The 25,444-nt window shown below is 66.5% G+C and carries 24 protein-coding genes; 9 read left to right on the top strand and 15 right to left on the bottom strand.

All coding sequences use genetic code 11. The annotated features are described in order from the left end of the window. Positions 1-2: 2 nt before the first annotated feature. Both AC1DDA_RS18725 and AC1DDA_RS18730 read left to right on the top strand, forming a co-directional pair. Positions 3-995, top strand: coding sequence for an ABC transporter substrate-binding protein (locus AC1DDA_RS18725; RefSeq protein ID WP_476796882.1), 993 nt, complete (start codon positions 3-5; stop codon positions 993-995). Then, positions 992-1,759: an SDR family oxidoreductase gene (locus AC1DDA_RS18730; RefSeq protein ID WP_476796883.1), complete on the top strand. Its 768-nt coding sequence runs from the start codon at positions 992-994 to the stop codon at positions 1,757-1,759. Before AC1DDA_RS18725 ends, AC1DDA_RS18730 begins: the two co-directional genes overlap by 4 nt. Before the next feature lie 16 nt (positions 1,760-1,775). Here the strand turns inward: AC1DDA_RS18730 and AC1DDA_RS18735 are convergent, their stop codons facing one another. The 15 genes from AC1DDA_RS18735 to AC1DDA_RS18805 all read right to left on the bottom strand — a co-directional run bounded on the left by AC1DDA_RS18735 (position 1,776) and on the right by AC1DDA_RS18805 (position 15,647). Continuing rightward, on the bottom strand, positions 1,776-2,729 hold the full coding sequence (locus AC1DDA_RS18735; protein WP_476796884.1) for a catechol 2,3-dioxygenase: 954 nt from the start codon (positions 2,727-2,729) through the stop codon (positions 1,776-1,778). Next, complete coding sequence (locus AC1DDA_RS18740) at positions 2,726-3,835, bottom strand: 5-methyltetrahydropteroyltriglutamate--homocysteine S-methyltransferase (RefSeq protein WP_476796885.1); 1,110 nt, start codon at positions 3,833-3,835, stop codon at positions 2,726-2,728. Before AC1DDA_RS18740 ends, AC1DDA_RS18735 begins: the two co-directional genes overlap by 4 nt. Positions 3,836-3,860: 25 nt before the next feature. Next, positions 3,861-4,568, bottom strand: coding sequence for an ABC transporter ATP-binding protein (locus AC1DDA_RS18745; protein WP_476796886.1), 708 nt, complete (start codon positions 4,566-4,568; stop codon positions 3,861-3,863). Continuing rightward, on the bottom strand, positions 4,561-5,313 hold the full coding sequence (locus AC1DDA_RS18750; protein ID WP_476796887.1) for an ABC transporter ATP-binding protein: 753 nt from the start codon (positions 5,311-5,313) through the stop codon (positions 4,561-4,563). Before AC1DDA_RS18750 ends, AC1DDA_RS18745 begins: the two co-directional genes overlap by 8 nt. Beyond that, positions 5,313-6,317, bottom strand: a complete 1,005-nt coding sequence (locus AC1DDA_RS18755; RefSeq protein ID WP_476796888.1) for a branched-chain amino acid ABC transporter permease — start codon at positions 6,315-6,317, stop codon at positions 5,313-5,315. Before AC1DDA_RS18755 ends, AC1DDA_RS18750 begins: the two co-directional genes overlap by 1 nt. After that, entirely contained in the window at positions 6,314-7,171 is an 858-nt protein-coding gene (locus tag AC1DDA_RS18760; protein ID WP_476796889.1) for a branched-chain amino acid ABC transporter permease, read from the bottom strand. Before AC1DDA_RS18760 ends, AC1DDA_RS18755 begins: the two co-directional genes overlap by 4 nt. A gap of 34 nt (positions 7,172-7,205) precedes the next feature. Next, entirely contained in the window at positions 7,206-8,381 is a 1,176-nt protein-coding gene (locus tag AC1DDA_RS18765; RefSeq protein WP_476796890.1) for an ABC transporter substrate-binding protein, read from the bottom strand. Between the two features lie 49 nt (positions 8,382-8,430). Then, positions 8,431-9,114 carry a 4-carboxy-4-hydroxy-2-oxoadipate aldolase/oxaloacetate decarboxylase gene (locus AC1DDA_RS18770; RefSeq protein ID WP_441511786.1) on the bottom strand — a complete coding sequence of 228 codons (684 nt, stop codon included), beginning with the start codon at positions 9,112-9,114 and terminating at the stop codon, positions 8,431-8,433. Further along, on the bottom strand, positions 9,111-9,836 hold the full coding sequence (locus AC1DDA_RS18775; RefSeq protein ID WP_476796891.1) for a PIG-L deacetylase family protein: 726 nt from the start codon (positions 9,834-9,836) through the stop codon (positions 9,111-9,113). Before AC1DDA_RS18775 ends, AC1DDA_RS18770 begins: the two co-directional genes overlap by 4 nt. A gap of 22 nt (positions 9,837-9,858) precedes the next feature. Next, a complete protein-coding gene (locus AC1DDA_RS18780) occupies positions 9,859-10,977 on the bottom strand; it encodes a 4-oxalomesaconate tautomerase (protein ID WP_476796892.1) in 1,119 nt (372 codons plus the stop codon). A gap of 4 nt (positions 10,978-10,981) precedes the next feature. Then, complete coding sequence (locus AC1DDA_RS18785; protein WP_476796893.1) at positions 10,982-11,968, bottom strand: Bug family tripartite tricarboxylate transporter substrate binding protein; 987 nt, start codon at positions 11,966-11,968, stop codon at positions 10,982-10,984. Further along, on the bottom strand, positions 11,968-12,792 hold the full coding sequence (locus tag AC1DDA_RS18790; RefSeq protein WP_476796894.1) for an NAD(P)-dependent oxidoreductase: 825 nt from the start codon (positions 12,790-12,792) through the stop codon (positions 11,968-11,970). Before AC1DDA_RS18790 ends, AC1DDA_RS18785 begins: the two co-directional genes overlap by 1 nt. A gap of 91 nt (positions 12,793-12,883) precedes the next feature. After that, complete coding sequence (locus AC1DDA_RS18795) at positions 12,884-13,798, bottom strand: LysR family transcriptional regulator (protein ID WP_476796895.1); 915 nt, start codon at positions 13,796-13,798, stop codon at positions 12,884-12,886. 92 nt (positions 13,799-13,890) lie between these two features. After that, the gene (locus tag AC1DDA_RS18800) at positions 13,891-15,084 is read right to left on the bottom strand and encodes a glycosyltransferase (RefSeq protein WP_476796896.1); all 1,194 of its coding nucleotides are present in this window, start codon (positions 15,082-15,084) and stop codon (positions 13,891-13,893) included. Then, entirely contained in the window at positions 15,033-15,647 is a 615-nt protein-coding gene (locus tag AC1DDA_RS18805) for a MarR family winged helix-turn-helix transcriptional regulator (protein WP_476796897.1), read from the bottom strand. The genes AC1DDA_RS18800 and AC1DDA_RS18805 overlap by 52 nt, the downstream gene beginning before the upstream one ends. A gap of 324 nt (positions 15,648-15,971) precedes the next feature. Between AC1DDA_RS18805 and AC1DDA_RS18810 the strand changes: the two genes are divergently transcribed. From AC1DDA_RS18810 to AC1DDA_RS18840, 7 genes are all read left to right on the top strand, one after another. Next, positions 15,972-17,726 (top strand): type I secretion system permease/ATPase, encoded by a 1,755-nt coding sequence (locus AC1DDA_RS18810; RefSeq protein WP_476796898.1) that lies wholly within the window; start codon positions 15,972-15,974, stop codon positions 17,724-17,726. Continuing rightward, positions 17,723-19,078 carry an HlyD family type I secretion periplasmic adaptor subunit gene (locus AC1DDA_RS18815; protein ID WP_476796899.1) on the top strand — a complete coding sequence of 452 codons (1,356 nt, stop codon included), beginning with the start codon at positions 17,723-17,725 and terminating at the stop codon, positions 19,076-19,078. The genes AC1DDA_RS18810 and AC1DDA_RS18815 overlap by 4 nt, the downstream gene beginning before the upstream one ends. 287 nt (positions 19,079-19,365) lie before the next feature. After that, positions 19,366-20,214 carry a calcium-binding protein gene (locus AC1DDA_RS18820; RefSeq protein WP_476796900.1) on the top strand — a complete coding sequence of 283 codons (849 nt, stop codon included), beginning with the start codon at positions 19,366-19,368 and terminating at the stop codon, positions 20,212-20,214. 114 nt (positions 20,215-20,328) lie between these two features. Further along, a complete protein-coding gene (locus tag AC1DDA_RS18825; protein ID WP_476796901.1) occupies positions 20,329-22,620 on the top strand; it encodes a glycosyltransferase in 2,292 nt (763 codons plus the stop codon). Continuing rightward, positions 22,617-23,450: a class I SAM-dependent methyltransferase gene (locus AC1DDA_RS18830; protein WP_476796902.1), complete on the top strand. Its 834-nt coding sequence runs from the start codon at positions 22,617-22,619 to the stop codon at positions 23,448-23,450. The genes AC1DDA_RS18825 and AC1DDA_RS18830 overlap by 4 nt, the downstream gene beginning before the upstream one ends. Then, positions 23,447-24,694 (top strand): glycosyltransferase family 4 protein, encoded by a 1,248-nt coding sequence (locus AC1DDA_RS18835; RefSeq protein WP_476796903.1) that lies wholly within the window; start codon positions 23,447-23,449, stop codon positions 24,692-24,694. Before AC1DDA_RS18830 ends, AC1DDA_RS18835 begins: the two co-directional genes overlap by 4 nt. Then, on the top strand, positions 24,691-25,443 hold the full coding sequence (locus tag AC1DDA_RS18840; protein ID WP_476796904.1) for a hypothetical protein: 753 nt from the start codon (positions 24,691-24,693) through the stop codon (positions 25,441-25,443). Before AC1DDA_RS18835 ends, AC1DDA_RS18840 begins: the two co-directional genes overlap by 4 nt. Position 25,444 lies beyond the last annotated feature (1 nt).

The raw sequence follows: 25,444 nt of genomic DNA on the forward strand, positions 1-25,444 counted from the left end.
CCATGCCAATCCGCCGCGCCTTCCTTGCTCTTGCCCTGTCGTGCCTCATCGCCGCCCCCGCCATGGCGCAGCAGCTGGACAAGGTCACCGTCGCCGGCTGGAGCCAGCCGATCAGCGAGATCACCAACCTGCTGGCCGAGCCGGACAAGGGCTTCTTCAAGGCCAGGGGAATCGCGCTCGACTATGTGCCCGGCAATGGCGGCGGCGCGGCGATCCAGAACATGCTGACGGGGCAGGCCGATATCGCCTTCACCGACCCCGCCTCGCTCTACATCGCGCTCGACAAGGGCGAGAAGCTCGTCGCGATCTACAACATCTATCCGCAGAACGTCTTCAACGTCGTCGCGCTGAAAACCAGTGGCATCCGCAGCGCCGCCGATCTCAAGGGCAAGCGCATCGGCGTTTACAGCCTCGCCAGCGGCACCTATCAGAACCTGCTCGTGCTGCTGCATCAGGTTGGTCTCGGCGAGAAGGACGTCACCATCCAGCCGACCGGCCTGCTCAATTTCGCGCCGCTGATGCAGGGGCAGGTCGATGCCACCGCCGCGACCGATACCGGCCTGCTCGTTGCCCGCGCCAAGGGACTGGGCGAGGCGGATGTCATCGAAGTCCGCGACCAGCTCAACCTTCCCAGCGACATCTTCGTGGTGAAGGAAGCCTTCTACGAGCAGAACAAGCCGCTGCTGAAGCGCTTCCTCGCCGCCTATCGCGACTCCGCCGCCTGGATGATCGCGAAGCCCGAAGAGGCCGCGCGCCTCGCCGTCACCCGCGCCATCAACGGCCGCGACGAAGCGGTCAATCTCGAGATCATCAAGCTGCGCAACCTCTCCAGCGTCTCGCCGATGACGGAGCGCGAGGGTCTCGGCCGCTTCGATCTCGATGCCCTGCAGAAGGGCGCCGATACCTTCCGCAGCCTCGGCCTGATCGCCCGCCCGCTCGACATGAACCAAATCGTAAAGAGCGATCTCCTCCCGCTGAAGGACGGCGCGCCGTGAAATTCCGCGACCGAGCCATCCTCGTCACTGGCGCGAGCCGCGGGATCGGCGCGGCAATCGCCAGGGCTTTCGCTGCCGAAGGCGGGATCGTCGTCGTCAACTACCGGACGAACGAGGCGGCGGCCGAAGCCGTCGCAGCCGAGTGCCGCGCACTTGGCGGCGAGGCGCTCGCCATCGCAACCGACGTCACCGCCCCGGAAGCGGTCTCCGCCATGGCCGCGCGCATTGCGGAGGAGGTCGGGCGGCTCGACGTCGTCGTCAACAATGCCTTCGCGCCCTATCGCTTCGACCCGGACAATCGCGCTCGCTTTTGGGAGATGCCCTGGGAGGCCTATGGCCAGCAGTTCGAGGGTGCAGTGAAGGCGGCCTACACGGTCAGCCGGGCGATGCTGCCGCTGCTCCAGCGCCGCAGCGGTGCCAGCATCGTCAATGTCGCGAGCGATCTGGTGACGCGGCCGAGCATTCCCTATCACGACTACACCACCGCCAAGGCGGCGCTCATCGGCTTCAGCCGCAACCTCGCGGCAGAGCTTGGCCCGCTCGGCATCCGGGTGAACTGCGTCGCTCCGGGGCTGGTCTACCCGACGCAGGCGAGCGAGACGACACCGGAGGAGGTGCGCGAGATGCTGATCGCCCAGACGCCTTTGCGCCGGATCGCGACGCCCGCCGATATCGCCGGCCCCGTGCTCTTCCTCGCCAGCGTCTGGAGCGGCTTCGTCACCGGCCAGACGCTGCATGTCGACGGCGGGCTGGTGATGGCCTGAACGGAGACCGCCCGGGCTACGCCGCCGGCGGCGTGCCGTGCGTATGGAAGCTCTCGATCGTCTTGAGCCCCCAGGCCTGTCCCTTCTTCCGCTCGGTCTCGGTCCAGGTCACAGTCTGCCAGTCGGGATCGAGAATCAGCCGCGCCCCGGCATTGGCGATCTCGACGCGGTTGCCGGCGGGCTCGTAGACATAGAGGAAGAAGGTCTGCTGCACCGCGTGCTTGTGCGGCCCGGTCTCGATGAAGACGCCATTCTCCAGAAAGAGATCGGCCGCTTCCAGGATGTGCTCGCGCTGGTCCACCGCATAGGTGACGTGATGGAAGCGCCCCTGCGCCTTGGTGTGGTCGCGCGTATAGGCGATGTCGTAGCTCTTGTTGTTGACGGTGAACCAGCAGCCGCCGACTTCCCCCGAATCCAGCACGATCTGCTCGGTGATGCGGCTGCCCAGCGCCTTCGGCATGAAGTCGCGGATCACCGCGACATCCTGCGCCAGCAGGTTCAGGTGGTCGAGCCGGCGCACGGCGCAGCCGCGACCATGATTGCGCTGCGCCTGATTCTTCAGCGCCGGCCGCTCATTGTCGGGCGCGACATATTTGTTGGTGTCGAAATAGATCTCGAAAATGTGGCCGTCGGGGTCTCGGAAGCGATAGGCCCGTCCATGGCCGAGATCGCCCTCGCTCCAGCCGATGCCGGCGCCCATCGCCTCGATCGCTGCAACGCGGCGCCGCAGCGCCGCCTCGCTCGAGGCGCGGTAGCCGATATGGCCGACGCCGGTCGTTTTCGACGCCGTGAGCTTCAGCGTGTGGAACTCGTAATCGTCCCAGGCGCGCAGATAAACCGAATTACCCTCACGCCCGCTCTCCGTCAGCCCGAAGACATTGACGAAGAAGTCGAGGCTCGCCTCGGGCTTATCGGTGAAGAGCTCGACATGGCCGAGATGGGCGATGTCGAAACAGGGTTCGCTGCTCATCCCCAGACTTCCTTGGCAACGTCGAGGATGCGCGAGAGCTTGGCCCATTGCTCGTCCTCGGCCAGCACATTGCCTTCCTCGGTCGAGGCGAAGCCGCATTGCGGCGACAGGCAGAGCTGCTCAAGCGGCGCGAACTTGGCGGCTTCCTCGATACGGCGCTTGAGGTTGTCCTTGCTCTCGATCTCGCCGAATTTCGAGGTGACGAGGCCGAGGACGACCTGCTTGTCGCCCTTCGGCAGGAAGCGCAGCGGCTCGAATCCGCCGGAGCGGTCGTCGTCCCACTCCATGAAATAGCCGTCGACATCGATCTGGTTGAAGACGAGATCGGCCACCGGCTCATAGCCGCCCGAGGCGATGAAGGTCGATTTGAAGTTGCCGCGGCAGGTGTGCGTGGTGATCTGCATGTCGGCCGGCTTCGCCTTCAGCGCGGCATTGAGCACGTCGCGATAGATGAAGATCAGCTTGTCGGGATCGTCGCCGCGCTCAGCCAGCATCTTCCTCTGCTCGGGATCGCAGAAATAGGACAGGCTGGTGTCGTCGAGCTGCAGATAGCGACAGCCGGCGTCGTAGAAGGCCTTGATCGCCTTGGCGTAGGCCTTGGCGAGGTCTTCGTAATAATCCTCCATCCTGAGATAGACGGACGGATCGACCGCCTTCCGCCCGCCGCGATAGTGCAGCATGGACGGGCTCGGAATGGTCATCTTCGGCACGCGGCTGGTGACCGAGGCCAGGAACTTGAAATGAGCCAGATGCGGGTGATCCGCCGGGAAGTCGAGCTTGCCGGTGACGCGGATGCCATGCCCCTTGGTCGCGACGCCCTTGAACTGGATGCCTGCGTCGGTCTCGTAGGTCGTGACGCCGGTCAGGCCGTCGAGGAAGTCGAAGTGCCAGAAGGCGCGGCGGTACTCGCCGTCGGTCACCGCCTGCAGCCCGATCTCCTCCTGCTTGCGGACGAGTGTCTTGATCTCCTCGTCCTCGATCCGGGTCAGCTCGGCCTTGTCCATTTCGCCGGCGGCGACCTTGGCGCGGGCATCCTTCACCGGCGCGCTGCGCAGCAGGCTGCCGACCATATCTCCCCGGAACGGCGGCTTTGTTCTCTGTGTCATGATTGTTCCTCCCGGTTCTTGATGGTCAGGCGGCGGCAAGGCCGAGGTGATGTTCGAGCTGTTCGGGCTCGGCGATGAGAGTGGCGCTGCGCTCGGCGAGAACGATGCGGCCGCGTTCGAGCACGATGGCGTCGTCCGTCAGCTCGAGGATCTTGCGCGCATGCTGCTCGATGACGATCGCGGAAAGCCCTTCCTCGCGGAACAAAGTCTTCAGCGCCCGCAGCAGTTCCTCGACGATGATCGGGGCCAGCCCCTCGGTCGGCTCGTCGAGCAGCAGGAGCTTCGGGTTGAGCATCAGCGCCCGGCCGATCGCCAGCATCTGCTGCTCGCCGCCGGAGAGCTGATTGCCGAGATTGGCCTTGCGTTCGGCCAGGCGCGGGAACATGCGGAAGACGCGGGCGGTGTCCCATGGCCCCGGCCGCGCCACCGCCGTCAGGTTTTCCAGCACCGTCAGCGACTTGAAGATATTGCGTTCCTGCGGCACCCAGCCGATGCCGGCATGGGCCCGCTGCTCGGGCGAGGCAGTGGTCAGGTCGCGCCCGGCCAGCACGATCCGACCGCCACGGCGGCGGGTGACGCCGATGATGCTGTTGACCAGCGTCGTCTTGCCGACGCCGTTGCGGCCGAGCAAAGCAAGCGAATGCCCTTCGGCCAGCGCAAGGTCGATATCGAACAGCACCTGCGCCTCGCCATAGCCAGCGCTGAGCTTCTCGATCTTCAAGAGCTCAGACATGGGCGTCCTCGCCGAGATAGGCCGCACGGACGGCCGGATCGCGTGCCATCTCCTCCGGAGTTCCCTCCGCCAGCACGCGGCCATTGACCAGCACGGTGATGCGCGTGGCGAATCGGAAGACGAGGTCCATGTCGTGCTCGATCAGCAGCACGGAAACGTCGTCTGGCAGATCGGCCACCGTCTGCATCAATTCACGCCGCTCGGCCTCCGGCACGCCGGCCGCCGGCTCGTCGAGCAGCAGCACCGAGGGCCGCGCGGCGAAGGCGGCGGCGATCTCGATCTGGCGCTGCTTGCCGTAGGGCAGCGTCGCGATCGTCCGATCCATGATGTCGTCGAGCCGGAAGCGGGTCAGGATTTCCGAGACCTGGCTGACGAGTTCCGTGTCACGGTCGAGCGCGCGAAACGGATGGCTGCCACGGCCGAGCCTCTCGGAAGTGACGAGCGCGATCATCTCCAGCGGCGTCATCCTCGCGAAGAGCTGGTTGATCTGGAAGGTGCGCGCGAGCCCGCGCTTCACCCGTGCTTCGCGCGGCAGCCTGGTGATGTCCTCGCCCATCAATTCGATGCGGCCAGAGCTCGGCTTGAGCACGCCGGTCAACTGGTTGACGAAGGTGGTCTTGCCGGCGCCGTTCGGGCCGATCAACGCATGGCGCGCGCCTTTCGCCAGCGTGAAATCGACATGGTCGGTAGCGGTGATGCCGCCGAAGCTCTTGCTCAGATCGACGGTCCGGAGGGCGATGTTCATCATGCCCCTCCCCGCCCGAACCGGGCGAAGCGGCCCGCGATAGTCTTGATCGCGCCATGGATGATCTCGCGCCCACCGAGCACGAAGAGCACGAGGAAGAGCCCGATCCAGAACATCCAGTATTGCGGCGTGAACGTCGCGATCGCGTCATGCAGCAGCTTGAAGGCGATGGCGCCGATGAGCCCGCCATAGAGATAGCCGGCGCCGCCGATGATCAGCACGAGCATCAGATCGGCCGAACGGTGGAAGTCGAGCACGTCGAGCGAAACGAATTGCGTGGTCTGGGCGAGCAGCGCGCCCGCCGCCCCGGCATAGGCTGCGGCGAGCGTGTAGGCGGCGGCGAGCCGGCGCGCATTCGGCACGCCCGAAGCCGAGGCCCGCAGCGGGTTGTCGCGGATCGCGCGTAGCGACAGGCCAAAGGGCGAATGCACCACCCGCCGCGCGATCAGGAACAGGACGAACAGCACCGAAAGCGAATAGAAATAGGCGGTGCGGCCGAAGAGATCGAAGTCGAACAAGCCGAGCACCGGCGCCATCATGATGCCCTGCAAACCATCGGCACCCCCGGTCAGCGAGCCGAAGGAATTCGCCAGCTCGTAGAGGATCAGCGCCACGCCGAGCGTGATCATCAGCCGCGTCAGATCGGTGCCGCGCAGCACGAGCGGGCTGGTGACGAGGCCAAGTAGCCCCGCCGCACCCATGCCGACGAGGAGGCCAGCGAACGGATCCCCCCCGACATGCTTGGCGAAGAGCCCCGCCGCATAAGCGCCCATGCCGAGGAAGGCGGCATGCCCCAGCGAGACGATGCCGGCATAGCCGAGGATCAGATCGAGGGAGAGAGCGAACAGGGCGAGGATCGCGATCTCGTTGAGCAGCAGGAGGTTGCGCGGAAACAGCAGGAAGGCGGCAAAGGCGAGAAGCCAGAAGGCGATCTCGGCCGGGTGCCAGCGACGGCCCGCATAGAGTGCCTGCCTCACGCGGCTGTCGAAGGTTTCCGCCCTCATGCCCGCGCCCTCGCGAACAGCCCGTGCGGCCTGGTGATCAGCAGCACGACCATCAGCGCGTAGATGATGAAGGCACCGATCTCTGGCACGAGATATTTGCCGACGACATCGGCGACGCCGAGGAGCATCGCGGCGAAGAACGGGCCGGTGATGCTGGAGGTGCCGCCGACGGTCACGACGATCAGGAAGTAGATCATGAACTTCAATGGAAAGGTCGGATCGAGGCCCATGAGTTCGATCCCGAGCGCCCCGCCCAGCCCAGCCAGGCCACAGCCGAGTGCGAAGGTCAGTGCGAAAAGCCGGTTGACCGGGATGCCGAGCCCGCGCGCAACCCGCGCATCGTCCACCGCCGCCCGGAGCCGGCTGCCGAAGCGGGTGCGGGTGAAGCCCCATTGCAGGGAGAAGGCCAGCAAACCGCAGATGACGATGACGAAGAGCCGGTAGCGACCGATGCCGATGCCGGCGATCTCGAAGCGCCCCTGCAGCCAGGGCGGCAAATGGATGAACTGCTGGGTCGAGCCCATCAGCCAGTCCGTGCCGGCCACTGCCATGAAGACCAGCCCGATCGAGAACATCACCTGGTCGAGATGGCTCTTGGCATACATCGGCCGGTAGATCAGCCGCTCCAGCACGATCCCGACCAGCGCCGCTGCGAAGAAGGCCAGCGGCAGGCTGGCCAGAAAAGGCACCCCGAGCCGCTGCATCGCCTGCACGGCGACATAGCCGCCGAGCATGGCGAAGGCGCCGTGGGCGAGGTTGACGAAGTTCATCAACCCCATCGTCACGGAGAGCCCGCAGCCGAGCACGAACAGCACCATCCCATAGGCGACGCCGTCGAACAGGATGGTCAACATGCGCGTCGATCCGCTACGGTCGGATGTCTGCCCGTCACTTGCGGGCCTTCACCGGGTCCTTGACGTCCTTGATCGTCGCGAACTCGACATTGTGGAGATCCGAGCCGACCTTCTGCGTCTTCCGGACATAGATGTTCTGGATGATGTCGCGGGTGTCGGGGTCGATCTTGACCGGCCCGCGCACACTCTCCCAGGAAGCGCCCTTCATCGCCGCGATCAGCTTATCGCCGCTGGCATCGCCCTTGGTCGCTTCCAACGCCCCGGCGATCAGCTTCATGCCGTCATAACCGCCGACCGCCATGAAGTTCGGCCGCATGCCGGGATTGGCCTTCTGGAAGGCCTCGACGAAGGCCTTGTTCGCCGGGCTGTCATGCGCAGCGGAATAGTGATGCGTGGTGATCGCGCCAACAGCGACATCGCCGATGCCTTCGAGGATGTCGTCATCGACCACGTCGCCGGGGCCGATCAGCTTGACGCCGGCCTTGTCGAGCCCGCGCTCGACGAATTGCTTCATGAACTGCGCTCCGATGCCCGATGGCACGAAGACGAAGAGCGCATCGGGCTTGGCTTCCGAGACCCGTTGCAGGAAGGGCGCGAAATCCGGGTTGCGCAGCGGCACGCGTACGCTCTCCACCGTGCCGCCCGCCGCCTTGAACTTGGCCGCAAAGGAGGTCTCGGCATCGATACCCGGCCCGTAATCGGTGACGACGGTGAAGACCTTCTTGATGCCGTTTGCGGCGGCCCAGTCGGCCATCGGCTCCGAGGCCTGCGGCAGGGTGAATGAGGTCCGCACGATATATGGCGAAGCCTCGGTGATCGAGGCGGTCGCCGCCGCCATGACCACCTCCGGCACCTTGGCCTGCGTCGCGACCTGTGCGGTCGCCATGGCGAGCGGCGTCAGGCCGAAACCGGCAAGCACCGAAACCTTGTCGTTGACGACCAGTTCCTGCGCGAGGCGGCGCGTCGCATCGGCATTGCCGGCATCGTCCTTGAGGATCACCTCGAGCTTGCGCCCGCCATGAACCGCGCCTTCCTTCACGAGGAAGAGCTTCACCGCCGCGTCGATCTGCTTGCCGGTCGAGGCGAAGGGCCCCGTCATCGGCAGGATCAGGCCGATCTTCACCGCCTCCTGCGCCAGCGCGAACCCGCTCGTCGAGGTGGCGAGCGCCAGCCCGAGCATGCCACCCAGAATCGTCCTGCGATGCGTCATTGCCGTTCCCTTCCCCTGATCTGGCTTTCTGCGAAGCCCGTTCGTCGTCTCAATCGTCGTCGCGATAGACCAGGCCTGCTTTGGCGAGGCCTTCGCGCATAGCGTACATGTCCAGCCCGAGTTCGCCAGAGGCCAGCCTCCGACGCTTCTCCTCCTCGGCGGCCTCGCGCTTGCGGCCGGCCGCCGCCACCGCCTCCGCCTCCAGCCGCGGCACCACAACGACACCGTCGTCGTCGGCGACGATCACGTCGCCGGGCTGGACGAGCGCCCCGGCACAGACGACGGGCACATTGACCGAGCCCAGCGTCGCCTTGACCGTGCCCTTGGCCGAGATCGCACGCGACCACACCGGAAAGCCCATCTCGGTCAAAACCCGCACATCGCGCACGCCGGCATCAATGACGAGGCCGGCGCCGCCGCGCGCCCTGAGCGAGGTCGCGAGCAGGTCGCCGAACATGCCGTCGGTGTTGTCGGTGGTGCAGGCGACGACGAGCACATCGCCCGGCTGCACCTGCTCGATCGCGACATGGATCATCCAGTTGTCGCCGGGCTGGGCGAGCACGGTGACGGCCCCGCCGGCGATCTGCGCGCCCGGATAGATCGGCCGCATATAGGGCTTCATCAGCCCGCTCCGGCCCATGGCCTCATGCGCGGTCGAGACGCCCAGCTCCTTGAGGTCGGCCGTCGCCGCAGCCGGCGCGCGCTTTTTGGTGCGAATAACGACAGGGGTCATGCCAGCGCCTCCAGCGCTTCCGGGAAGAGCCGCTGATAGGCCTCGCCATAGGTCATCGCCTTGCCCGAGTTGCGGCCGCCCTGCATGCCGCGATTGAGCGCGACGCGGGTGTAGTATTCCCAGAGATGCTTCTGCGCGGCGAGGATCTCGAAGGCCCGGCGCTTCTGCTCCCAGACCTCGTCGATGTTGAGGATGACGTTCGGCTTGAAATTGCACTGCTCGGGCTGGTGCGGCTCGAACAGGAAGACCGGCGGCGCTGCATAGGCGCGCTCCGGGTCGGGCTTGTGCCCGGCGGCCTGCGCGATGATGCGCGCCTCCTGGGCAAAGCGCGTCGCCTCGGGGTGGTCGACATTGTAGGGATCTTCAAGGGCATGCGTCAGCACGAAGCTGGGCCCAAGCTCGTGGAAGATGTCGATGGCGCGGTCGAGCATTGCGGGCGTCGTGCGCAGCGGATAATCCCCCGCATCCATGAACTCGATCTCGGCGCCGAGCAGCTCGGCCGCGGTCTCCGCTTCCTCGCGGCGCTGGGCCTTGACCTCCTCCATGCTGACGCCGGTCTTCTTCCAGGCGAACTGGCTCTCGCCGCGTTCGCCATAGGACAGGCAGAGGATCTTCACGCGCATGCCGCGCTTCGCATGCAGCGCGATGGCGCCACCCGCCCGCCAGACGAAATCGCCGGGATGCGCCGTGATCACCAGACCTGTCTTCTGCAGGTTCGCCATCGGAATTCAGCCCTCTCTCACTTCATTCGGCAGCGCGGCGGGCACCGCCCGCATGTGCCGCCAGGGCGCGCGCCGGTACGAAGGCGCGGCCTTCCATCAGGATGCGTGCGGTCCGCAGCAGCCCGGCCCTCTCGATCACCGGCCGCTCGGCCGTCCCCCCCACCGTCAGCGTCACGGTGAACTCTCCTGTTGGATGCTCGACCGGAACCGTACGCTGGCGACCCGCGGGCATTGCCGCGACGGAGGCCGCGGGCGAACCGGGCAGCACGGCGGCGGTCGCCACCGTCACCGCGGCGAAGACGCCGATCGAGTCATGGCATTCATGCGGGATGAAGCTGCGCGTACAGATCGAGCCGCCGGCTTGCGGCGGCGCGACCAACGCAATCTTGGGCACAACCTTCTTCGCCACGTCGCCGAGATTCATCAGCGGCCCCGCAGCGAGGCGGATACGCTCGATCCGCGCCTTCAACTCGGTATCCTCATTCAGTTGCTCGCGCGGTTCGTAACCGGTGCGGCCGACATCGGCGGCGCGCATCACGATCACCGGCATGCCATTGTCGATCAGCGTGCAAGGCACGCCCTCGATCACATCGACGACGTTGCCGGTTGGCAGCAGCGCCCCGCAGACCGAACCTTCCGCATCGAGGAAACCGATATCGATCGGCGCCGACGTGCCCGGCGCGCCGTCGATACGCGCGCTGCCCTCGGCGCTGGCCTCGCCGCCGGGCGTATCCATCGTCAGGTCGGCGATGGTGCCGGTATTGATGGTCCGGACACGGACGGTCGTCCGCGCGCCGCTCGCCTTGATGAGCCCGCGCGCCAGTGCGTACGGCCCGATGCCGGCGAGAATGTTGCCGCAGTTCGGCGTCGTATCGACCTGCGCCGTCTCGATGCCGACCTGCGCGAACAGGAAATCGATGTCGCAGCCCGGCTCGCTCGATGCTGAGACGATCGCGACCTTGCTGGTCAGCGGATGCGCGCCGCCGAGGCCGTCCACCTGCCGCTTGTCGGGCGAACCCATGACGGCAAGCAGGAAGGCATCGCGCGCCGCGATATCCTCCGGCAAATCGTCGTGCAGGAAATAGGCCCCCTTCGAGGTGCCGCCGCGGATCAGCATGCAGGGAACGGCGATCTGCCCCATCGCCTCACTCTCCCGCCTTGATGCCGGCGCGCGTGACGACGTCGCGCCAGAGCGCCAATTCCGACGCGATCAGCTCGCCGAACCGGTCCGGCGATTCCGGCCGCGCGATGGCACCGTCCCGGGCGAGCGCCGCCGCGAAATCCGGCTGGGTCAGCAGGGCGTTGATCTCGCGGTTGAGCCTGTCGACGATCGGGCGCGGCGTCCGGGCCGGCGCCACCACCCCGTACCATTGCACTGCCTCGAAATCGGGCAGCCCGGCTTCCGCTAGCGTGGGCAGGTCCGGCGCGAAGCCGACGCGCTCGCGGCTGGCGACGCCGAGCACCCGGAGCTGCCCGCCTTCCGACAGCGGCAGGACGGCCGGGCCGCCGGTCAGCGTGAACTGGACATTGCCGGCGACGAGATCGTTCACCGAAGGCGAGGTACCGCGATAGGGCACATGCACGGCGTCGATGCCGGCACGATAGGTGAGATAGGCCGTCGCGATGTGCGCGGCGCTGCCCTGGCCGCCGGAGCTGTAGTTCAGCTTGCCGGGATTCGCCTTGGCGTAGGCGATGAACTCGCCGAGCGTCTTGGCCGGCAGCTTCGGGTTGATCGCGAGGATGTTCGGCACCATCGCCACGAGCGCGACCGGCTGGAAATCCTTGACCGGATCGTAGGGCACACTGGGGTAGAGCGAGGGCGCGAAGGCCAGCGTGCCGATATGGCCCATCATCAGCGTGTGGCCGTCGGGCTCGGACTTCGCGACCTGCCCCGCCGCCGTCATGCCGCCGGCGCCCGGCCGGTTCTCGATCACGAAGCCCTTGCCCGGGATCGTCTGTTCAAGCTTGGCGACGATCAGCCGGGCCAGCACGTCGGTGCTGCCGCCCGGCGTGAACGGCACGACGAGGCGGATGACCTGGCTCGGCCAGCCCTGCTGGGCCCGCACCGGACGGAGCCCTGCGAGACCGGCCGTTCCGAGACCGGCCAGAACGGAGCGACGATCGAGCGTCATCAAGCGCCTCCCTTCCGGCGCGCACCGCGCTCCTGGGCGTCGGCGATGGCACTGGCGAGGCCCGGTGCGAGCCCGGCCGCGGCAAGCATCTCGGCCGCCTCGCGCATCTCCGCTGCCCGGCGGATGCCATGGGTCGCGACGCGCTCGCGCATGTCGGCGGCGAGCGCATGGAAATCGATCGAGGGAAAGGTCGCGTGCAGGCTGGCGAAAACCGGGTCCTTGACGTCCCAGGCCTCGCAGGCAGCAGCGCAATCCACCATCAGCGCCTCCAACCCCTTGATGACGATGCTGCGGCACAGCTTCATCGCCGACGCCCGGCCGAACATCTCGGAGACCGGCGTCAGGTTCATGCCGAGCTCGTTGAGCGTCCCGGCCGCTGCCCGCGCCTTCGGGCCGCCGGCGAGGATGGCGACCTTGAGGCCGGGCTTGAGCACCGGCGCCATCACCGCAGCCTCGACATAATCAGCGCCGCTCGCCTCGACCGCCTTCGCCGCCCGCTGCTTTGTCGAGGGTGCGGCAGAGTTCACGTCGACGAAGATCTGGCCGGGTTTCAGCCAACGCGCCGCCTCGGCGGCGACAGCCTCGGCGCGATCGGCCGTCACGGCAGAGAAGATGAAACTCGCCTCAGCGCAGGCCTCGCCGGGCGAGGAGCCGCAGGTCACCCCGATCTGCCGCGCCGCATCCTCCAGCCGCAGCCCGGCATCGCTGCCGAACAGCAGATCATAGGCCCGGATTCCGGTCGCGCCATTGGCGACGAGACCCCGCGAAAAGACCTGCCCGACCTCGCCGAACCCGATGAACGCGATCGCGGCTGTTCCAGCCATCGTCGCCACTCCTTGTGCGTTTCTTCCCGCAGCAAGGGTGGAGCAGGCTCATTGCTTCATCAAATGATAAGAATGCAGCGATTGATTAATTTCATTCATCTCGGCGCGCCGAGACCGAGCGCTTCAAGGCTTGGCTCAGCAACGAAAGGAGATCGCGCGCCACCGGGCGCAGCGGCACGGTCTTGCGGGTGACGATGCCGAGCGTGCGCGTCACCGCCGGGGAGCGCAGCGGCACCGCGACCAGATCGCCCGCATCGACGACATCGAGCGCGAGCTGCGGCACCACCGCATAGCCGATGCAGGAACGCACCAGGCTAACCGCGGTGACGACGCGCTGGACCTCGTAGCGCCAGGTCAGCGTTTCCCGCCGCGCGCCCAGCGCATCGTCGAGGAGGATGCGGTTGCCGGTCTCGGCGCTGATGCGCACCAGCGGTTCGCCCTGCAGCTGCGCCCAGGTCAGCGACTGCGCCTGGGCGAGCGGCATGCTGCGATGGCTGACCAGTACGAAGGGCTCCTTCACCACCGGCTTGAGCTCCAGATCCCAGCGATTCGCGGCCACGATGGTGACGCCGAACTCCGCCTCGCCGGACTGCACCTTGTCTGCGATCTCCGAAGCCGAATTATCGTGAACCCTGACCCCGATGCCGGGATGGCGCTTGGCGAAGGCAGCGATCACCGAGGGCATGCAATGGACCGCGACCGTGGGCAGGCAGCCGAGCGAGACCTGTTCATCGCCCTCCGGGACATCGACTCGGACCTCGTCGAGCGCCGAGCCGAGATCCTCGAAGATGCGCCGCGCGCGGGGCAGCAGCGCCGTGCCGGCCGCCGTCAGCGAGACCTGACGCGTGGTGCGCAGGAACAGCGGCGTGCCCAGCGATTCCTCGAGCTTGCGGATGCGGTGGCTGAGCGCCGTCTGCGACAGGTTGAGATGCGAGGCGGCGGCGCGGAAGCTGCCGCGCTCCGCGATGCTGATGAACGCCTGAAGCCCTAGAACATCCGCGCGCATGGGATTGCCTGGTCCTCGCGATGGCCGCCGCCGACGGAGGGCGATCCGTCACCGGTATCAGCAACCGCGCTGCTGACAAATATCCCGTAGCCCTATTCGCCGAACTGGCGGATCCAGCCGATCTGCCGGTCGATGCAGCGCTCCCGCTCATAGCCGGCAATCACCGTCTCGCGGGCGGCTCGTCTCAGAGAGCGGGCAAGCGCCGGCTGCGCCAGTGCCTCGGCGATGCGCTCGGCCAGGAGCTCCTCGTCATGGAACGGCGTGAGCAGGCCGTTGTCTCCGTCGCGGATGACCTCCCTCACCGGCTCCGTATCCGAGCCGATGACGAGGCAGCCACAGGCCATGGCCTCGAGAAGCGACCAGGACAGAACGAAGGGAACGGTGAGATAGACATGCGCGGCCGAGACCTGGAACAGCCGAATCAGATTCTCGTAAGGCAGCCAGGGAATGTGGACGATGCGCTCCCCAAGCCCGGTCTCGCCGCACATCGCCTCACGCCAGCTGTTGTCATCGGAACGCGGGCGTCCGTAGCCGGCTCCATCACCGCCGACCACGACGAAGACGAGGTCCGGATGGCGGGCGGCGAGAATAGCCGCAGCGCGCATGAACTGGGGGTAGCCGCGATAGGGATCGAGATCGCGGGCGACGAAGGTGACCACCGGCGAGCCCGGTCTCAGCACGCGGCCATCGGGCAGCACGAAGGACGCATCCGCATCGGGCCGGCAGACGGTCGTGTCGATGCCGTCATGACAGACGGCGATTCGCTTGCGGTAGGCCATCGGATATTGCTGGCGCTGCCACCGCGTCGGCGCATAGGCGGCGTCCAGCGTGTCGAGAGCCAGAAGCTGTGCGGCGTTGCGCATGCGGACGCGATAGCGGTCGGCCGCTGGAACCGGATCGCTCATGCCGAAATCCAGGTCGGACCCCGCGCTGCGATAGTAATACTCGCAGTAGCCGATCAACGCGGCATCGGGCAGCGCGTCGCGGGCGAACAGCAGCCCGCCCCACCCGATATGTCCGAGGACGACATCGGGTGGGTCGGTGCTCTTCAGCCGCTCCATGAGCTGGGCCACCGCCTCGCCCGTCCGCAGGTGATATTCGGTGGCGGCGAGCGCGGGGTGCCGCGTCGACGTCTCCTCCACCGAATACACCAGCTGACTGACGCCGGGTTGCTCCTGCTCAGGGCGCTCCGTGATCAGCGACACCTCGACGCCCTCGGCGACGAGGCTCGCGATCAGAGCAGCGAACTGACCAGATCCTGCGCGATGAACGAATAGGACATGCATGATGCGAGTAGCACCCCGCCGTAGCGGAGCGCGTCATTCCACCATTGTTCGAGATGGCGCAGGGTTTCGTGGGTGGTGCGCAGGTCGGTATCGCGGTTGCTTTCGAGCCGCTGGCCGAACTGGCTGGCCTCGTCGAGAAGCCGCAGACGCTCGCACAGCATCTGCCCCTTCAACGAGAGCGAGATCCGTGCCTGCCGGCGATCGCGCGGCGAGGCCCCGCGGTCGAGATAGCCACTCTCCACCAGTTGCTTGAGATTGTAGGACGCGTTGGACCCTCCGTAATGTCCACGGTCCAGGAGATCGCGAACCGCGATCTCGCCCTGCCCTATCGTCATCAGCACCATCACCTGCGATGGCGAGATGTCGTCGATGCCCAGCTTGTTCAGCTCCTGGCGCAGGTAGTCCAGAAAGCGCCGGCTGACTCGTTCGATAACGCGAGCCAGATCGAACGGAGAAATTCCGCGATCGGGTTCGTCTTCGAGATCATCGGACCCATCCGCCCGATGATCGCCATTCAAGGATCTGCCCAGGAATTGCCCGCCGCTATGCAATTTATAGTGCATCCCTTACTCCGCCTGATCGAAAAATGAACAATCCACCCCGTTTGTCCCCTTTCTCTACTAACAGCCTATAGGCAAAGCACATGCCATATTCAGTGGCTAATAATTAAGATTGCATCAATCCGGATATGGCTGGAAACTAGTTCGAAATTCAAAGTTTTGCATGATTTTGCCTCATTTGCTTTCCGTCGAATCGATGGACTACATTTCTAATCTGTCATAATCTTGACACTCCCTCCGTATCACGTTTGCCTTGCTGATGGCGGGCACGTGTTTGGCGGTCTTGCCGCCACATCCCGCACCCCAATCACGATCCCGGAGTCATGCATGAAGGCTGCGATGCTGGCACCTGACGCCCTGATCCGAACTCTCCAACGATCCTTCGTTGGCGGCCTCGGCTATGCGGCGTTCCTCAGCCTTTGCGTGAATCTGCTGCTGCTGACCGTTCCGCTGTTCATGATGCAGGTGCAGGACCGCGTCATCGTCAGCCATAGCTACGACACGCTCACGATGCTCCTCGTCATCGCCATCGGAGCCCTGACGCTGTACGGCACGGTCGAGTTCATCCGCTCCCTGACATTCCAGACCATGGCCAGCATTTTTGCGCGCCGGCTCAATTTGCCGGCGCTGCAGGCGGCCGTGAGCTCCTCTCTGGAGCAGGGCTCGGGACAGGCGACCCAGGCGATTCGCGACCTCAACGACATCCGCTTCTTCATCGCCAGCTCGGCCATCGCCACCCCGCTGGAAGCGGCCTGGTCCCCGATCTTCCTCGCCGTTCTCTTCGCATTGCATCCGATCTACGGGCTGGTCGCCCTGGCCTCGCTGATCATCCTGCTGCTGCTCGGCGTGCTGTCAGACATGCTCACACGCCGGACCCTCAAGGAGGCGAACGAGGCGGGCGTCGCCAGCATCAACGAGGTCGGCGCAAGCCTGCGCCATGCCGAAACGATCGAGGCCATGGGCATGCTGCCCGCGCTTTCCAGGCGCTGGCGCGGCCAGCAGCTCGCAATGATCGAGCAGCTCGACATGGGCACCCGGCGCGCCAAGTTCATCGCCGCCGTGACGCGCTCCGCGCGCATGACCATGCAGCTTGCCGTCTATGCAACCGGCGCAACCCTCATCATCCGCAACGAGGTCACCGCCGGAACGCTGATGGCCGCGAGCATCCTGAGCGGCCGGCTGCTGGCGCCGTTTGATTCGATGATCACCGATTGGCGGCAATGGGTCTTGGCCGCCGCCGCCTGGAAGCGGGTGCGCGACCTTGTACTGGCGCGCAGCTCGCAGCGGCAGACGGTGCCGACCCCGCCCTGCCAGGGCGACCTCGTGGTCGACCGCGTCGTCTTCGCGCCGCCGGGCTCGGAGCAGACCGTGATCAAGAGCGTCTCCTTCACGCTCGAACCGGGCGAGGTGCTCGGCGTGGTCGGCCCTTCCGGGGCCGGCAAGTCGACGCTGGCGCGGCTTCTGGTCGGCGTGCTCAAGCCCAATGTCGGCGGCGTCTATCTCGATGGACACAGCACATTCCTGTGGGAACGCGGCTCCTTCGGCGCGATGGTCGGCTATCTCCCGCAATCGGTTTCGCTGCTGAACGGCACGATCGCCGAAAACATCGCCCGCATGCGCGAGCCCGATCCCCACGCCATCCTGGAAGCCGCGCGCATCGCCGGGGTTCACGAGCTGATCGGCCGCCTGCCGCTCGGCTACGACACCAATGTCGCCGATACCGGCTTCACGCTCTCGGGCGGCCAGCGCCAGCGCATCGGCCTGGCGCGGGCGCTCTACGGCTCGCCGCGGCTGATCGTGCTCGACGAGCCCAACGCCAATCTCGACGCAGAAGGCGAGCAGAGCCTGATCCGCGCGATCGCCGCGGCGCGCGAAGGCGGCGCGATCGTCGTGCTCATCGCCCATCGCCCCTCGGTGATGCAGGTCGTCGACAAGCTCCTCGTGCTGCGCGAGGGCCGCGTGCAGCAATTCGGCCCGCGCGCCGCCATCGCCGGCATGATCACGCCAAGTGGTCGCATCGAAATGGAGCCAGCCGCCAACGCACCGGCCCAACCGACCCCGATCCGTGAGGTGAAGGCATGACCGGACGTTCCTTGATCAAGCGCCCTGAACAGTCCCTGGCCGTGCAGATCGATGCAGATCCGCAGGACGAGCGTGTCCCGAGCCTGCGCAGCCTGGTCCTCGCCGGCGTGGCCGCGATCGGCGTCGGCTTCGGCGGTTTCGGCGCCTGGGCCGTCACCGCGCGGCTCGACAATGCCGCCGTCGCGAGTGGCGTCGTCGCGGTCGACAGCAAGCGCAAGACCGTCAGCCATCTCGAGGGCGGCATCCTGAAGACCCTGCTGAAGGCGGAAGGTGAGCGGGTCGCCAAGGACGAACCGCTGCTGCGGCTCGAAGACGCCCGGGCCCGCGCCGAATTGCAGCAATTGCAGGCCAAGCGCATCGGACTGGAAGCAAAGCTCGCCCGCCTGCGCGCCGAACAGACGAACGACACCGGCATCGCCTTCCCTGCCGATATCGCGCGCATGGAAACGCCGATCGCACGCGAGGTGCTGCGGGCCGAGCAGACCTTCTTCAAGTCACGCAGCCAGGTTCAGGATGGCAAGATCCAAATCCAGCAGCGCGTCATCGAACAGCATCAGGCCGAGGCCGATGCGCTGAAGGCCCAGATCGACGCCACCATTCAGCAGCGCTCGCTCATCGACGAAGAGGTCCGGATCATGGCCGACCTCTATGAAAAGCGCTACGCCAAGCGCAGTCAGCTCGTCGAACTGCAGACCAAGCAGAGCGAACTCGTCGGCCGGGCGGGCGAGTTCGCCGCGCGCAAGGCCAAGGCGGAGCAGGCGGTGGCCGGGGCCAATCTGGAAATCCTCTCGATCAGCCTCGAACGGCAGAACGACATCGCGAGGGAGATCCAGGAATCCCAGCTGATGCTCTCCGAGGTCACCGAACGCATCGTGCAGGCCGAGGATGTGCTGCGCCGCCTGATCGTGACCTCCCCGCAGGAAGGCATCGTCGCCAACATCCGCATGCGCACCGCCGGCAGCGTGATCGCCGCCGGCGAGGCGATCCTCGACATCGTGCCGGAGCGTGAACCGCTGATCGTGGAAGCGAAGGTCGATCCGCGCGACATCGATGCGGTCCGCGTCGGCGCCAATACCCGCGTGCGCCTCACCGCCTTCAATTCCCGTCTGCTGCCGCCGATACAAGCGAAGGTGACCTATGTCGCACCGGATCAGCTCGTCGATGACAAGACCGGCGCGGCCTACTTCGTCGTGCGCGCCGAAATCGATCAGGAAAGCCTGCGCGACTACAAGGTTACGCTGCACGCCGGCATGAATGCGGAAGTCATGATCGTCAATGGTGCGCGCCGGGCGATCGACTATCTGGTCTCGCCGTTCACCGACAGCTTCAATCGCGCCTTTCGCGAGGACTGACCGGCGCGGCCTGCCGCCGGCATGCAGCAGATCGGCGCGTATTTCGAATTTGGAAGTATATTTACGGCATCTTCGAAAGAATTATCTCCGTAAATTAAAGACTAAACTGTGACGCATCGCAAAATCGTCACAACAAAATCCTTGCTGCAACGCACTCATTGAGTAATTCTTAGGTCGTCGAGCGACAGCATAACCTATGCGGAGCTGTCGGAACCGTTCCTGGACTTTTAGTTCCGCGGCGCCCCCGCCGAACGACCGGGATCATCAGATCGCTATGGAGGTGCCGTATGGCGACGATCGAAGGAAGTGCATTCGACGATTTTTTGATTGGGAGTCGTTTCAACGACGTCATCCTCGCCGGAGCCGGCCATGACATCGTTCATGGCGGCGACGGCGTGGACACGCTCTTCGGCGAGGAAGGCAACGACCTGCTTTATGGCGATGGCGGCAACGATGCCCTGTTCGGCGGCGAGGGTAACGACATCCTCTTCGGCGGGCTCGGCGACGACATCCTCTCCGGCGATGCGGGCAACGACGCCCTGTTCGGCGGCGAGGGTAACGATACGCTGCTTGGCGGCGCCGGCGACGACATCCTGCGCGGCAATGCCGGCGACGATGTGCTGATCGGCGGCGAGGGCAGCGACCTGCTGCAAGGCGGGCCGGGCAACGACATCCTGCAGGGTGGCGACGGCAACGACGTCCTGCAGGGCGGCGATGGCGCCGACATCCTCTATGGTGGCGACGGCAACGACGTCCTGCAAGGCGGCGCTGGTGACGACATGCTCTTCGGCGGCGCCGGCAACGACGTCCTGCAGGGCGGCGCTGGTGACGACATGCTGTTCGGTGGCGCCGGCAACGACGTTCTGCACGGCGGCGCCGGCAGCGACGTGTTCGTCTTCGCCGGCGGTGGCGGCAACGATGTCGTCCTCGATTTCGAGGCCGGGTCGGACATGCTGCAGATCGCGCACGACATCAATGGCACCGGCGTGGCTTCGGCCGAGGACGTGGCGGCACGCGCGACCACGGTCGGCGGCAACACCGTCATCGATCTCGGCAATGGCGACACCCTGACCCTCGTCGGCGTGCACGCCGAGGACGTGCAGGCCGATCCGCACTCCTACTTCTCGGTCGCCTGATCCTGACGCGTCGACCCGCCCGGCCWTGTGCGGGSGGGTCGACACTGCCCAACACCGTCCTGGAGCGCCCTTCACGGGGCACTCCAGGCTCCCCAGTGCCGCAGGAACGCCTTCATGCTTTCACTTGCGCCCGCCCCTGTTGCGGTGACACCCCCGGCCCAGCTCGAACTCCATCGCCTCGGCGGATCGGTATTCCTGCTCTGCTGGACACTCGAGGCTTCCCCCTTCGGCAAGCCGTCGATCGCCCTGACGGGAGGAGGCAGGCGCCTCGCGGCCGCATCGATTTCGCTCGGCCTGCGTGACGGGCGCGAACGGCTTGCCATCGCCTTCCGCGCCTCCGGCCATGACAGCATCGTCGCGACGCTTTCCGATCAGGGTCCGCAGGGCGATGTGACTGCCTCTTTCGACCCTGCACTCGTCCACGGCCTCGCCGATCCCGCAGAGATTCTGAAGGATCTCACGCCGCAAGCCCGGGTGACGCTGGCCAATGCGCTGGTGCGCGCCTGGCCTCCGCTGTTCGGCCTTTCCGCGATTCCCAACTACCTGTCCTTTCTGCGCCAGCTTCTGCTGACCTTGTTCGCCAAGCCGGCCGCGATGCAGCCCACGGCGGCGCTGGTCGCGGGCCAATGGCTGTTCGAGACCTTCGTGCCCGCAGATTTCGGCGCGTTGCGCACGGCGTCTCGCCTCGACGGTGCCGGCCTCACCCGCCTGGATGTGAAGTCGCGCATCGGCGCCGCCGATCGCAGCGGTAAGCGCGAGCTGCACCTTGTGCTGGAAGAGCCGCCCGTTCGTGGCGGCGGATTGCTGATCCTGCAGAGCGAGCGCTCCCTGATCGTCCGCGCGCTGCCGGGCCGTCAGGCGGCGCCCTCGCTCGGCCGCTGGTGGGCGGGCAAGGCCGCGAGCCGCGACGGCCTGCGCAACTGGGTCGTCGAACAGCTGGCAGCCCTGTCCGAGCAGGGGCGGCTGCTGGCCGTCGAAATGCAGCGGCGCGTTCCGCTCGCGGTGCAGCATGTCCGCCGTAACGACGACCTGCCCGCGGCCGAGCTCGACCTCGCGGTCTGCAACCGTGCCGGCCTGCTGATCGGCGGCTGGCTGCGCGATCCCGACGATCTCCTGCAGGAGGTGCTGCTGCATCGCGGCGCCGGCGAGCCGATCGCCATGCTCTCCCGCCTCCAGCGCTTCCCCGTGAGACTACCGACAGGTGCGGAAGGCGAAACGCGCACGGCAACGGGCTTCGCCGCCTTCGCCTCCGACTACGCCGCGGGAGCGCCGGTGCTGCAGCCCCGCTGCGAGATCAAGCTGAAGTCCGGGACGACGCTGACGCTGCGCCCGGCGGTCCAGCCGGCCGACGCGGCCACGATCCGCGCCCGGGCCCTCGCGGCGATCCCGCCGCAATATCTGACGGCCACGATGCTGGAAGAGACGCTCGCGCCGATCCTCGCTGCCTGCCAGGACGAATTGAGCGAAAGCCGTCCGGAACCCACGATCAAGGAATTCGGACAGCCCTGGGGTCGGCCGAAGGCTTCCGTGGTGATCCCGCTTTATCGCGTCTACGATTTCCTGCGCGTGCAGGTCGCAGCCTTCGCCGGCGATCCCTGGTTCGTCGAGAATGCCGAGCTGATCTATGTGCTCGACTCGCCCGAGCACGAGGCGGAGGTCGCGCATCTCCTCGGCGGGCTCTACCTCGCCTATGGCCTGCCGATGCGGCTTGTCGCGATGCGGCGCAATGGCGGCTTTTCCGCCGCCTGCAACGCCGGCGCCCGCCACGCGCGCGGCGAGGCTCTCGCGCTCGTCAATTCCGACGTGATCCCCAGCAGAAACGGCTGGCTGGCGGCGCTGATCGCCAAGCTCGACCGCCGCCGTCGCGTCGGAGCAGTCGGGCCGAAGCTGCTCTACGATGACGGCTCGCTGCAGCACGCCGGGCTTTACTTCAAGCGCGACAGCAAAGGCACCTGGCTCAACCATCATTACTTCAAGGGCATGCCGAGCAGCTATGCGCCGGCCAATATCGAGCGCCCGGTTCCGGGCGTCACCGGCGCCTGCATCGTCATCGCGCGCGAACTCTTCGACGAGCTCGGCGGCTTCGACGAAAGCTATGTCATCGGCGATTACGAGGACAGCGACCTCTGCCTCAAGATTCGCCGCGCCGGCTTCGGCATCCTCTACGCGCCGGATACGGCGCTCTATCACCTCGAGCGCCAGTCGATCTCCAAAAGCGTCGACTACACGCGCGGCGCCGCCTCCCAGCACAATGCCTGGCTCCAGACCCGGCGCTGGGACGCGCAGATCGACGCGCTGATGCAGGCCTTCGAGACCTCTGCGGCGGAACCTGCACTGCGCGAGCCAGCGCCGAGCGAACCCAACCTTGTTCCCCGCTTCAGCTTCAGGAGAGCGACCGCGGCATGACGGCTATCACGGCCCTGAGACCGATCGCGCCCGAACCGGCGCCCGAGAACAACCCCATCGGACCACAGCTCGATTGGCTGATGGCTTCGCTGCAAACCAACCGGTTCATGCCCCACCCGCCGCCCGACTCGATCTTCGTCGGCGATGGCGACTATCGCGCGATCGGCGCCGAGTTCCTCGGGCACTTCATCCGGATCGGCGGCCTGAAGCCGCATGAGCGCGTCTTCGACATCGGCTGCGGCATCGGCCGCATGGCCATCCCGCTGACGCAGTATCTGGACGACGAACGCGGCAGCTATGACGGCGTCGACCCGGTGATGGAGGGCATCCTCTGGTGCGCCCAGACGATCACCCCGGCCTATCCGCGCTTCCGCTTCCAGCGGCTCGACATCGCCCACCCGCTTTACAATCCGCAGGGTTCGCTGCCCGGCGCCGAGGTCCGCTTCGGCTTCGCCAATGGCAGCTTCGATTTTGTGACGATGATCTCCGTCGCCACGCATCTGCCGCCGGACGAGCTCGTCGTCTATCTGCAGGAGGCCTCGCGGCTTCTGGCGCCGGGCGGCCGTCTCTTCCTGACCGTCTTTGCGATCGACGGCGCCGCCACGGGCCAGGAGCGCCTGTCGTTCAAGCGCTGGCAGGACGGTCCGGGCTGGTACGCCATCGACGAAGCGCCGCTCGCCGCCGCTGGCATCGATCAGGGCTTCCTCTTGGAGCAGGCCGCACAGGCTGGTCTTGCAGTCGAGCCACTGCGCCCGGGCCATTGGCGCGGCATCAGCGCAGCGCATTATCAGGACGTGCTGATCGCGACGAAGCCGGGTAACCGCCGATGACCCGTCGCATCCTCGTCGTCGCGCACAATCATCCCGCTCTGCATCCGGGCGGCACCGAGATCTTCGCGCATGATCTTGCCGGCGCCTATCGCGAGCAGGGTTGCGAGGTGCTGTTCCTCGGCGCGACCAACGCGATCCATCGCCAGCCGCATCCCGGCACGGCGCTGCAATCCGTCGGCGACGACGTGGTCCTCTGGAGCGCTCATTACGACCGCTTCCACATGAGCCAGATCGACCATTACGGCACGCTGCAGGATCTCGGGACCCTGCTCGGCGAGTTCCGGCCGGATGTGATCCATGTCCACCATCTCATGCTGATCGGTGCGGAGTTCCTGACGCTGGCGCGCAGGCTCCTGCCGGAAGCCGCGATCGTGATGACGCTGCATGACTACTACCCGATCTGCCACCATGACGGGCTGATGGTCAGGCCCGGTGACCGGCAACGCTGCTCGGGCGCCTCGCCTGCCGCCTGCCATGGCTGCTTCCCGGAGATCGGCTCCGACCGCTTCCTGCTGCGCGAGCGCTTCATCAAGACGCATCTCGCCGCCGTCGACCGCTTCGTCGCGCCGAGCCGCTTCCTGCGCCAGCGCTATGTCGACTGGGGGCTGCCGGCCGAGAAGATCGAGGTCATCGCCAACGCCCGCCCAAGCCAGGAGCCGGCCCCGCACAGGCAAGGCGACGGGCGCCGCGCGAGCTTCGGCTATTTCGGCAATCTCAATCCCTGGAAAGGTGTTCTCCCATTGCTCCAGGCGGCGCAGCTGCTGCGCACGGCCGGAGAACGGGAGTTCTCGCTGCGCATCCATGGCGGCGCCCCGTTCCAGAGCGAGGCTTTCACCACCGCCCTCGATGCTGCCCTCGCCGGCACCGCGGGTGTCGTCACCCATTGCGGCGCCTACGCCCGCGAGGAGGTGCCGGCACTGATGGCCGAGGTCGACTGGGTCGTGATGCCCTCGATCTGGTGGGAGAATGCGCCCCTTGTCATCCAGGAAGCGTTCCAGCATCGCCGGCCGCTGATCGTCAGCAATATCGGCGGCATGGCCGAGATGGTCCGCGACGATGTCGATGGGCTCCATGTCCGGCCGGGCGACCCGGCCGCGCTCGCCCGCACGATGCGCCGGGCGATGGACGAGTATGGGCTCTGGCAGCGCCTCGTCGACGGCATTGCCGAGCAGCCATCGCTCGCCGAATGCGCCGGCCGTCACCTCACCCTCTTCGATAGCCTCAAGCTTGCGGAGGCCGCATGACGACAGCTCCCCGACAGGACAACGAAGTCCGCCTGCCGAACGTCAATCCGGCGAAGCTGAACGGGCGGATCGACGCCCTCGACGGCAGCCGCCTGCATGGCTGGATCTGGGACGAGGCCCGTCCCGACGAGGCCATCACGGTAAAGCTCTATTGCGACGGCCAACTCGCCGGCGAGATCAAGGCCGATCAGAGCCGCATCGACCTGCGCCGCAACGGCATCGGCGACGGCAAGCATGCCTTCTCGATGGAGCTCGACGAGACGCTGGTCGCGGCCCGCAACCGTCTCACCGTCGTTGGTGTTTCGCCGGCAACTAGCGCCGAGCTGGAGCTGCGCCTGCCGGCAGCGGACGAGCTCGCGGCGGAAGCCGCAATCGCCGTGCCGCTCGCCCGCTTCTTCGACAAGGTCGAATTGCTGATCGCGCTCAACCGGCGCGGCCAGCTTGCCCAGAAGGAGCTGAACGAAAAGCTCGACCGCATCGCCGCGCGCCTGGAAGAGAACCACGCGCTCGCCGAAGCCACCAAGGCCGAGACCGAAAGCCAGAGCGAGATCGTCCGCCGCCTTGGCGAGCTCGACGTCTTCCAGTTGCGCTTCGATGGCACCTTGCGCGGCTTCGACGAGCGGCTTGATGCGATCCGCAAGGAAGCGCGCGCCCCGCTGCGGCAGGTCACGGTCATCCTCGGCTTCCTCTCGTTGCTCGCTGCCGTGATGTCCTTCGTCACCCTCGCCGTGACGCTCTGGGGAGGCTGAG

Source organism: Allobosea sp. 10N428 (genome assembly GCF_056394545.1).

What these genes read in the sequence shown, in the direction of transcription:
- AC1DDA_RS18750 (WP_476796887.1), bottom strand. Translation starts at nt 5,313, where the DNA reads ATGAACATCGCCCTCCGGACCGTCGATCTGAGCAAGAGCTTCGGCGGC.
- AC1DDA_RS18805 (WP_476796897.1), bottom strand. Translation starts at nt 15,647, where the DNA reads ATGCACTATAAATTGCATAGCGGCGGGCAATTCCTGGGCAGATCCTTG.
- AC1DDA_RS18800 (WP_476796896.1), bottom strand. Translation starts at nt 15,084, where the DNA reads ATGCATGTCCTATTCGTTCATCGCGCAGGATCTGGTCAGTTCGCTGCT.
- AC1DDA_RS18825 (WP_476796901.1), top strand. Translation starts at nt 20,329, where the DNA reads ATGCTTTCACTTGCGCCCGCCCCTGTTGCGGTGACACCCCCGGCCCAG.
- AC1DDA_RS18810 (WP_476796898.1), top strand. Translation starts at nt 15,972, where the DNA reads ATGAAGGCTGCGATGCTGGCACCTGACGCCCTGATCCGAACTCTCCAA.
- AC1DDA_RS18780 (WP_476796892.1), bottom strand. Translation starts at nt 10,977, where the DNA reads ATGGGGCAGATCGCCGTTCCCTGCATGCTGATCCGCGGCGGCACCTCG.
- AC1DDA_RS18770 (WP_441511786.1), bottom strand. Translation starts at nt 9,114, where the DNA reads ATGACCCCTGTCGTTATTCGCACCAAAAAGCGCGCGCCGGCTGCGGCG.
- AC1DDA_RS18760 (WP_476796889.1), bottom strand. Translation starts at nt 7,171, where the DNA reads ATGTTGACCATCCTGTTCGACGGCGTCGCCTATGGGATGGTGCTGTTC.
- AC1DDA_RS18775 (WP_476796891.1), bottom strand. Translation starts at nt 9,836, where the DNA reads ATGGCGAACCTGCAGAAGACAGGTCTGGTGATCACGGCGCATCCCGGC.
- AC1DDA_RS18820 (WP_476796900.1), top strand. Translation starts at nt 19,366, where the DNA reads ATGGCGACGATCGAAGGAAGTGCATTCGACGATTTTTTGATTGGGAGT.
- AC1DDA_RS18840 (WP_476796904.1), top strand. Translation starts at nt 24,691, where the DNA reads ATGACGACAGCTCCCCGACAGGACAACGAAGTCCGCCTGCCGAACGTC.
- AC1DDA_RS18795 (WP_476796895.1), bottom strand. Translation starts at nt 13,798, where the DNA reads ATGCGCGCGGATGTTCTAGGGCTTCAGGCGTTCATCAGCATCGCGGAG.
- AC1DDA_RS18830 (WP_476796902.1), top strand. Translation starts at nt 22,617, where the DNA reads ATGACGGCTATCACGGCCCTGAGACCGATCGCGCCCGAACCGGCGCCC.
- AC1DDA_RS18745 (WP_476796886.1), bottom strand. Translation starts at nt 4,568, where the DNA reads ATGTCTGAGCTCTTGAAGATCGAGAAGCTCAGCGCTGGCTATGGCGAG.
- AC1DDA_RS18785 (WP_476796893.1), bottom strand. Translation starts at nt 11,968, where the DNA reads ATGACGCTCGATCGTCGCTCCGTTCTGGCCGGTCTCGGAACGGCCGGT.
- AC1DDA_RS18740 (WP_476796885.1), bottom strand. Translation starts at nt 3,835, where the DNA reads ATGACACAGAGAACAAAGCCGCCGTTCCGGGGAGATATGGTCGGCAGC.
- AC1DDA_RS18790 (WP_476796894.1), bottom strand. Translation starts at nt 12,792, where the DNA reads ATGGCTGGAACAGCCGCGATCGCGTTCATCGGGTTCGGCGAGGTCGGG.
- AC1DDA_RS18835 (WP_476796903.1), top strand. Translation starts at nt 23,447, where the DNA reads ATGACCCGTCGCATCCTCGTCGTCGCGCACAATCATCCCGCTCTGCAT.
- AC1DDA_RS18735 (WP_476796884.1), bottom strand. Translation starts at nt 2,729, where the DNA reads ATGAGCAGCGAACCCTGTTTCGACATCGCCCATCTCGGCCATGTCGAG.
- AC1DDA_RS18765 (WP_476796890.1), bottom strand. Translation starts at nt 8,381, where the DNA reads ATGACGCATCGCAGGACGATTCTGGGTGGCATGCTCGGGCTGGCGCTC.
- AC1DDA_RS18725 (WP_476796882.1), top strand. Translation starts at nt 3, where the DNA reads ATGCCAATCCGCCGCGCCTTCCTTGCTCTTGCCCTGTCGTGCCTCATC.
- AC1DDA_RS18815 (WP_476796899.1), top strand. Translation starts at nt 17,723, where the DNA reads ATGACCGGACGTTCCTTGATCAAGCGCCCTGAACAGTCCCTGGCCGTG.
- AC1DDA_RS18755 (WP_476796888.1), bottom strand. Translation starts at nt 6,317, where the DNA reads ATGAGGGCGGAAACCTTCGACAGCCGCGTGAGGCAGGCACTCTATGCG.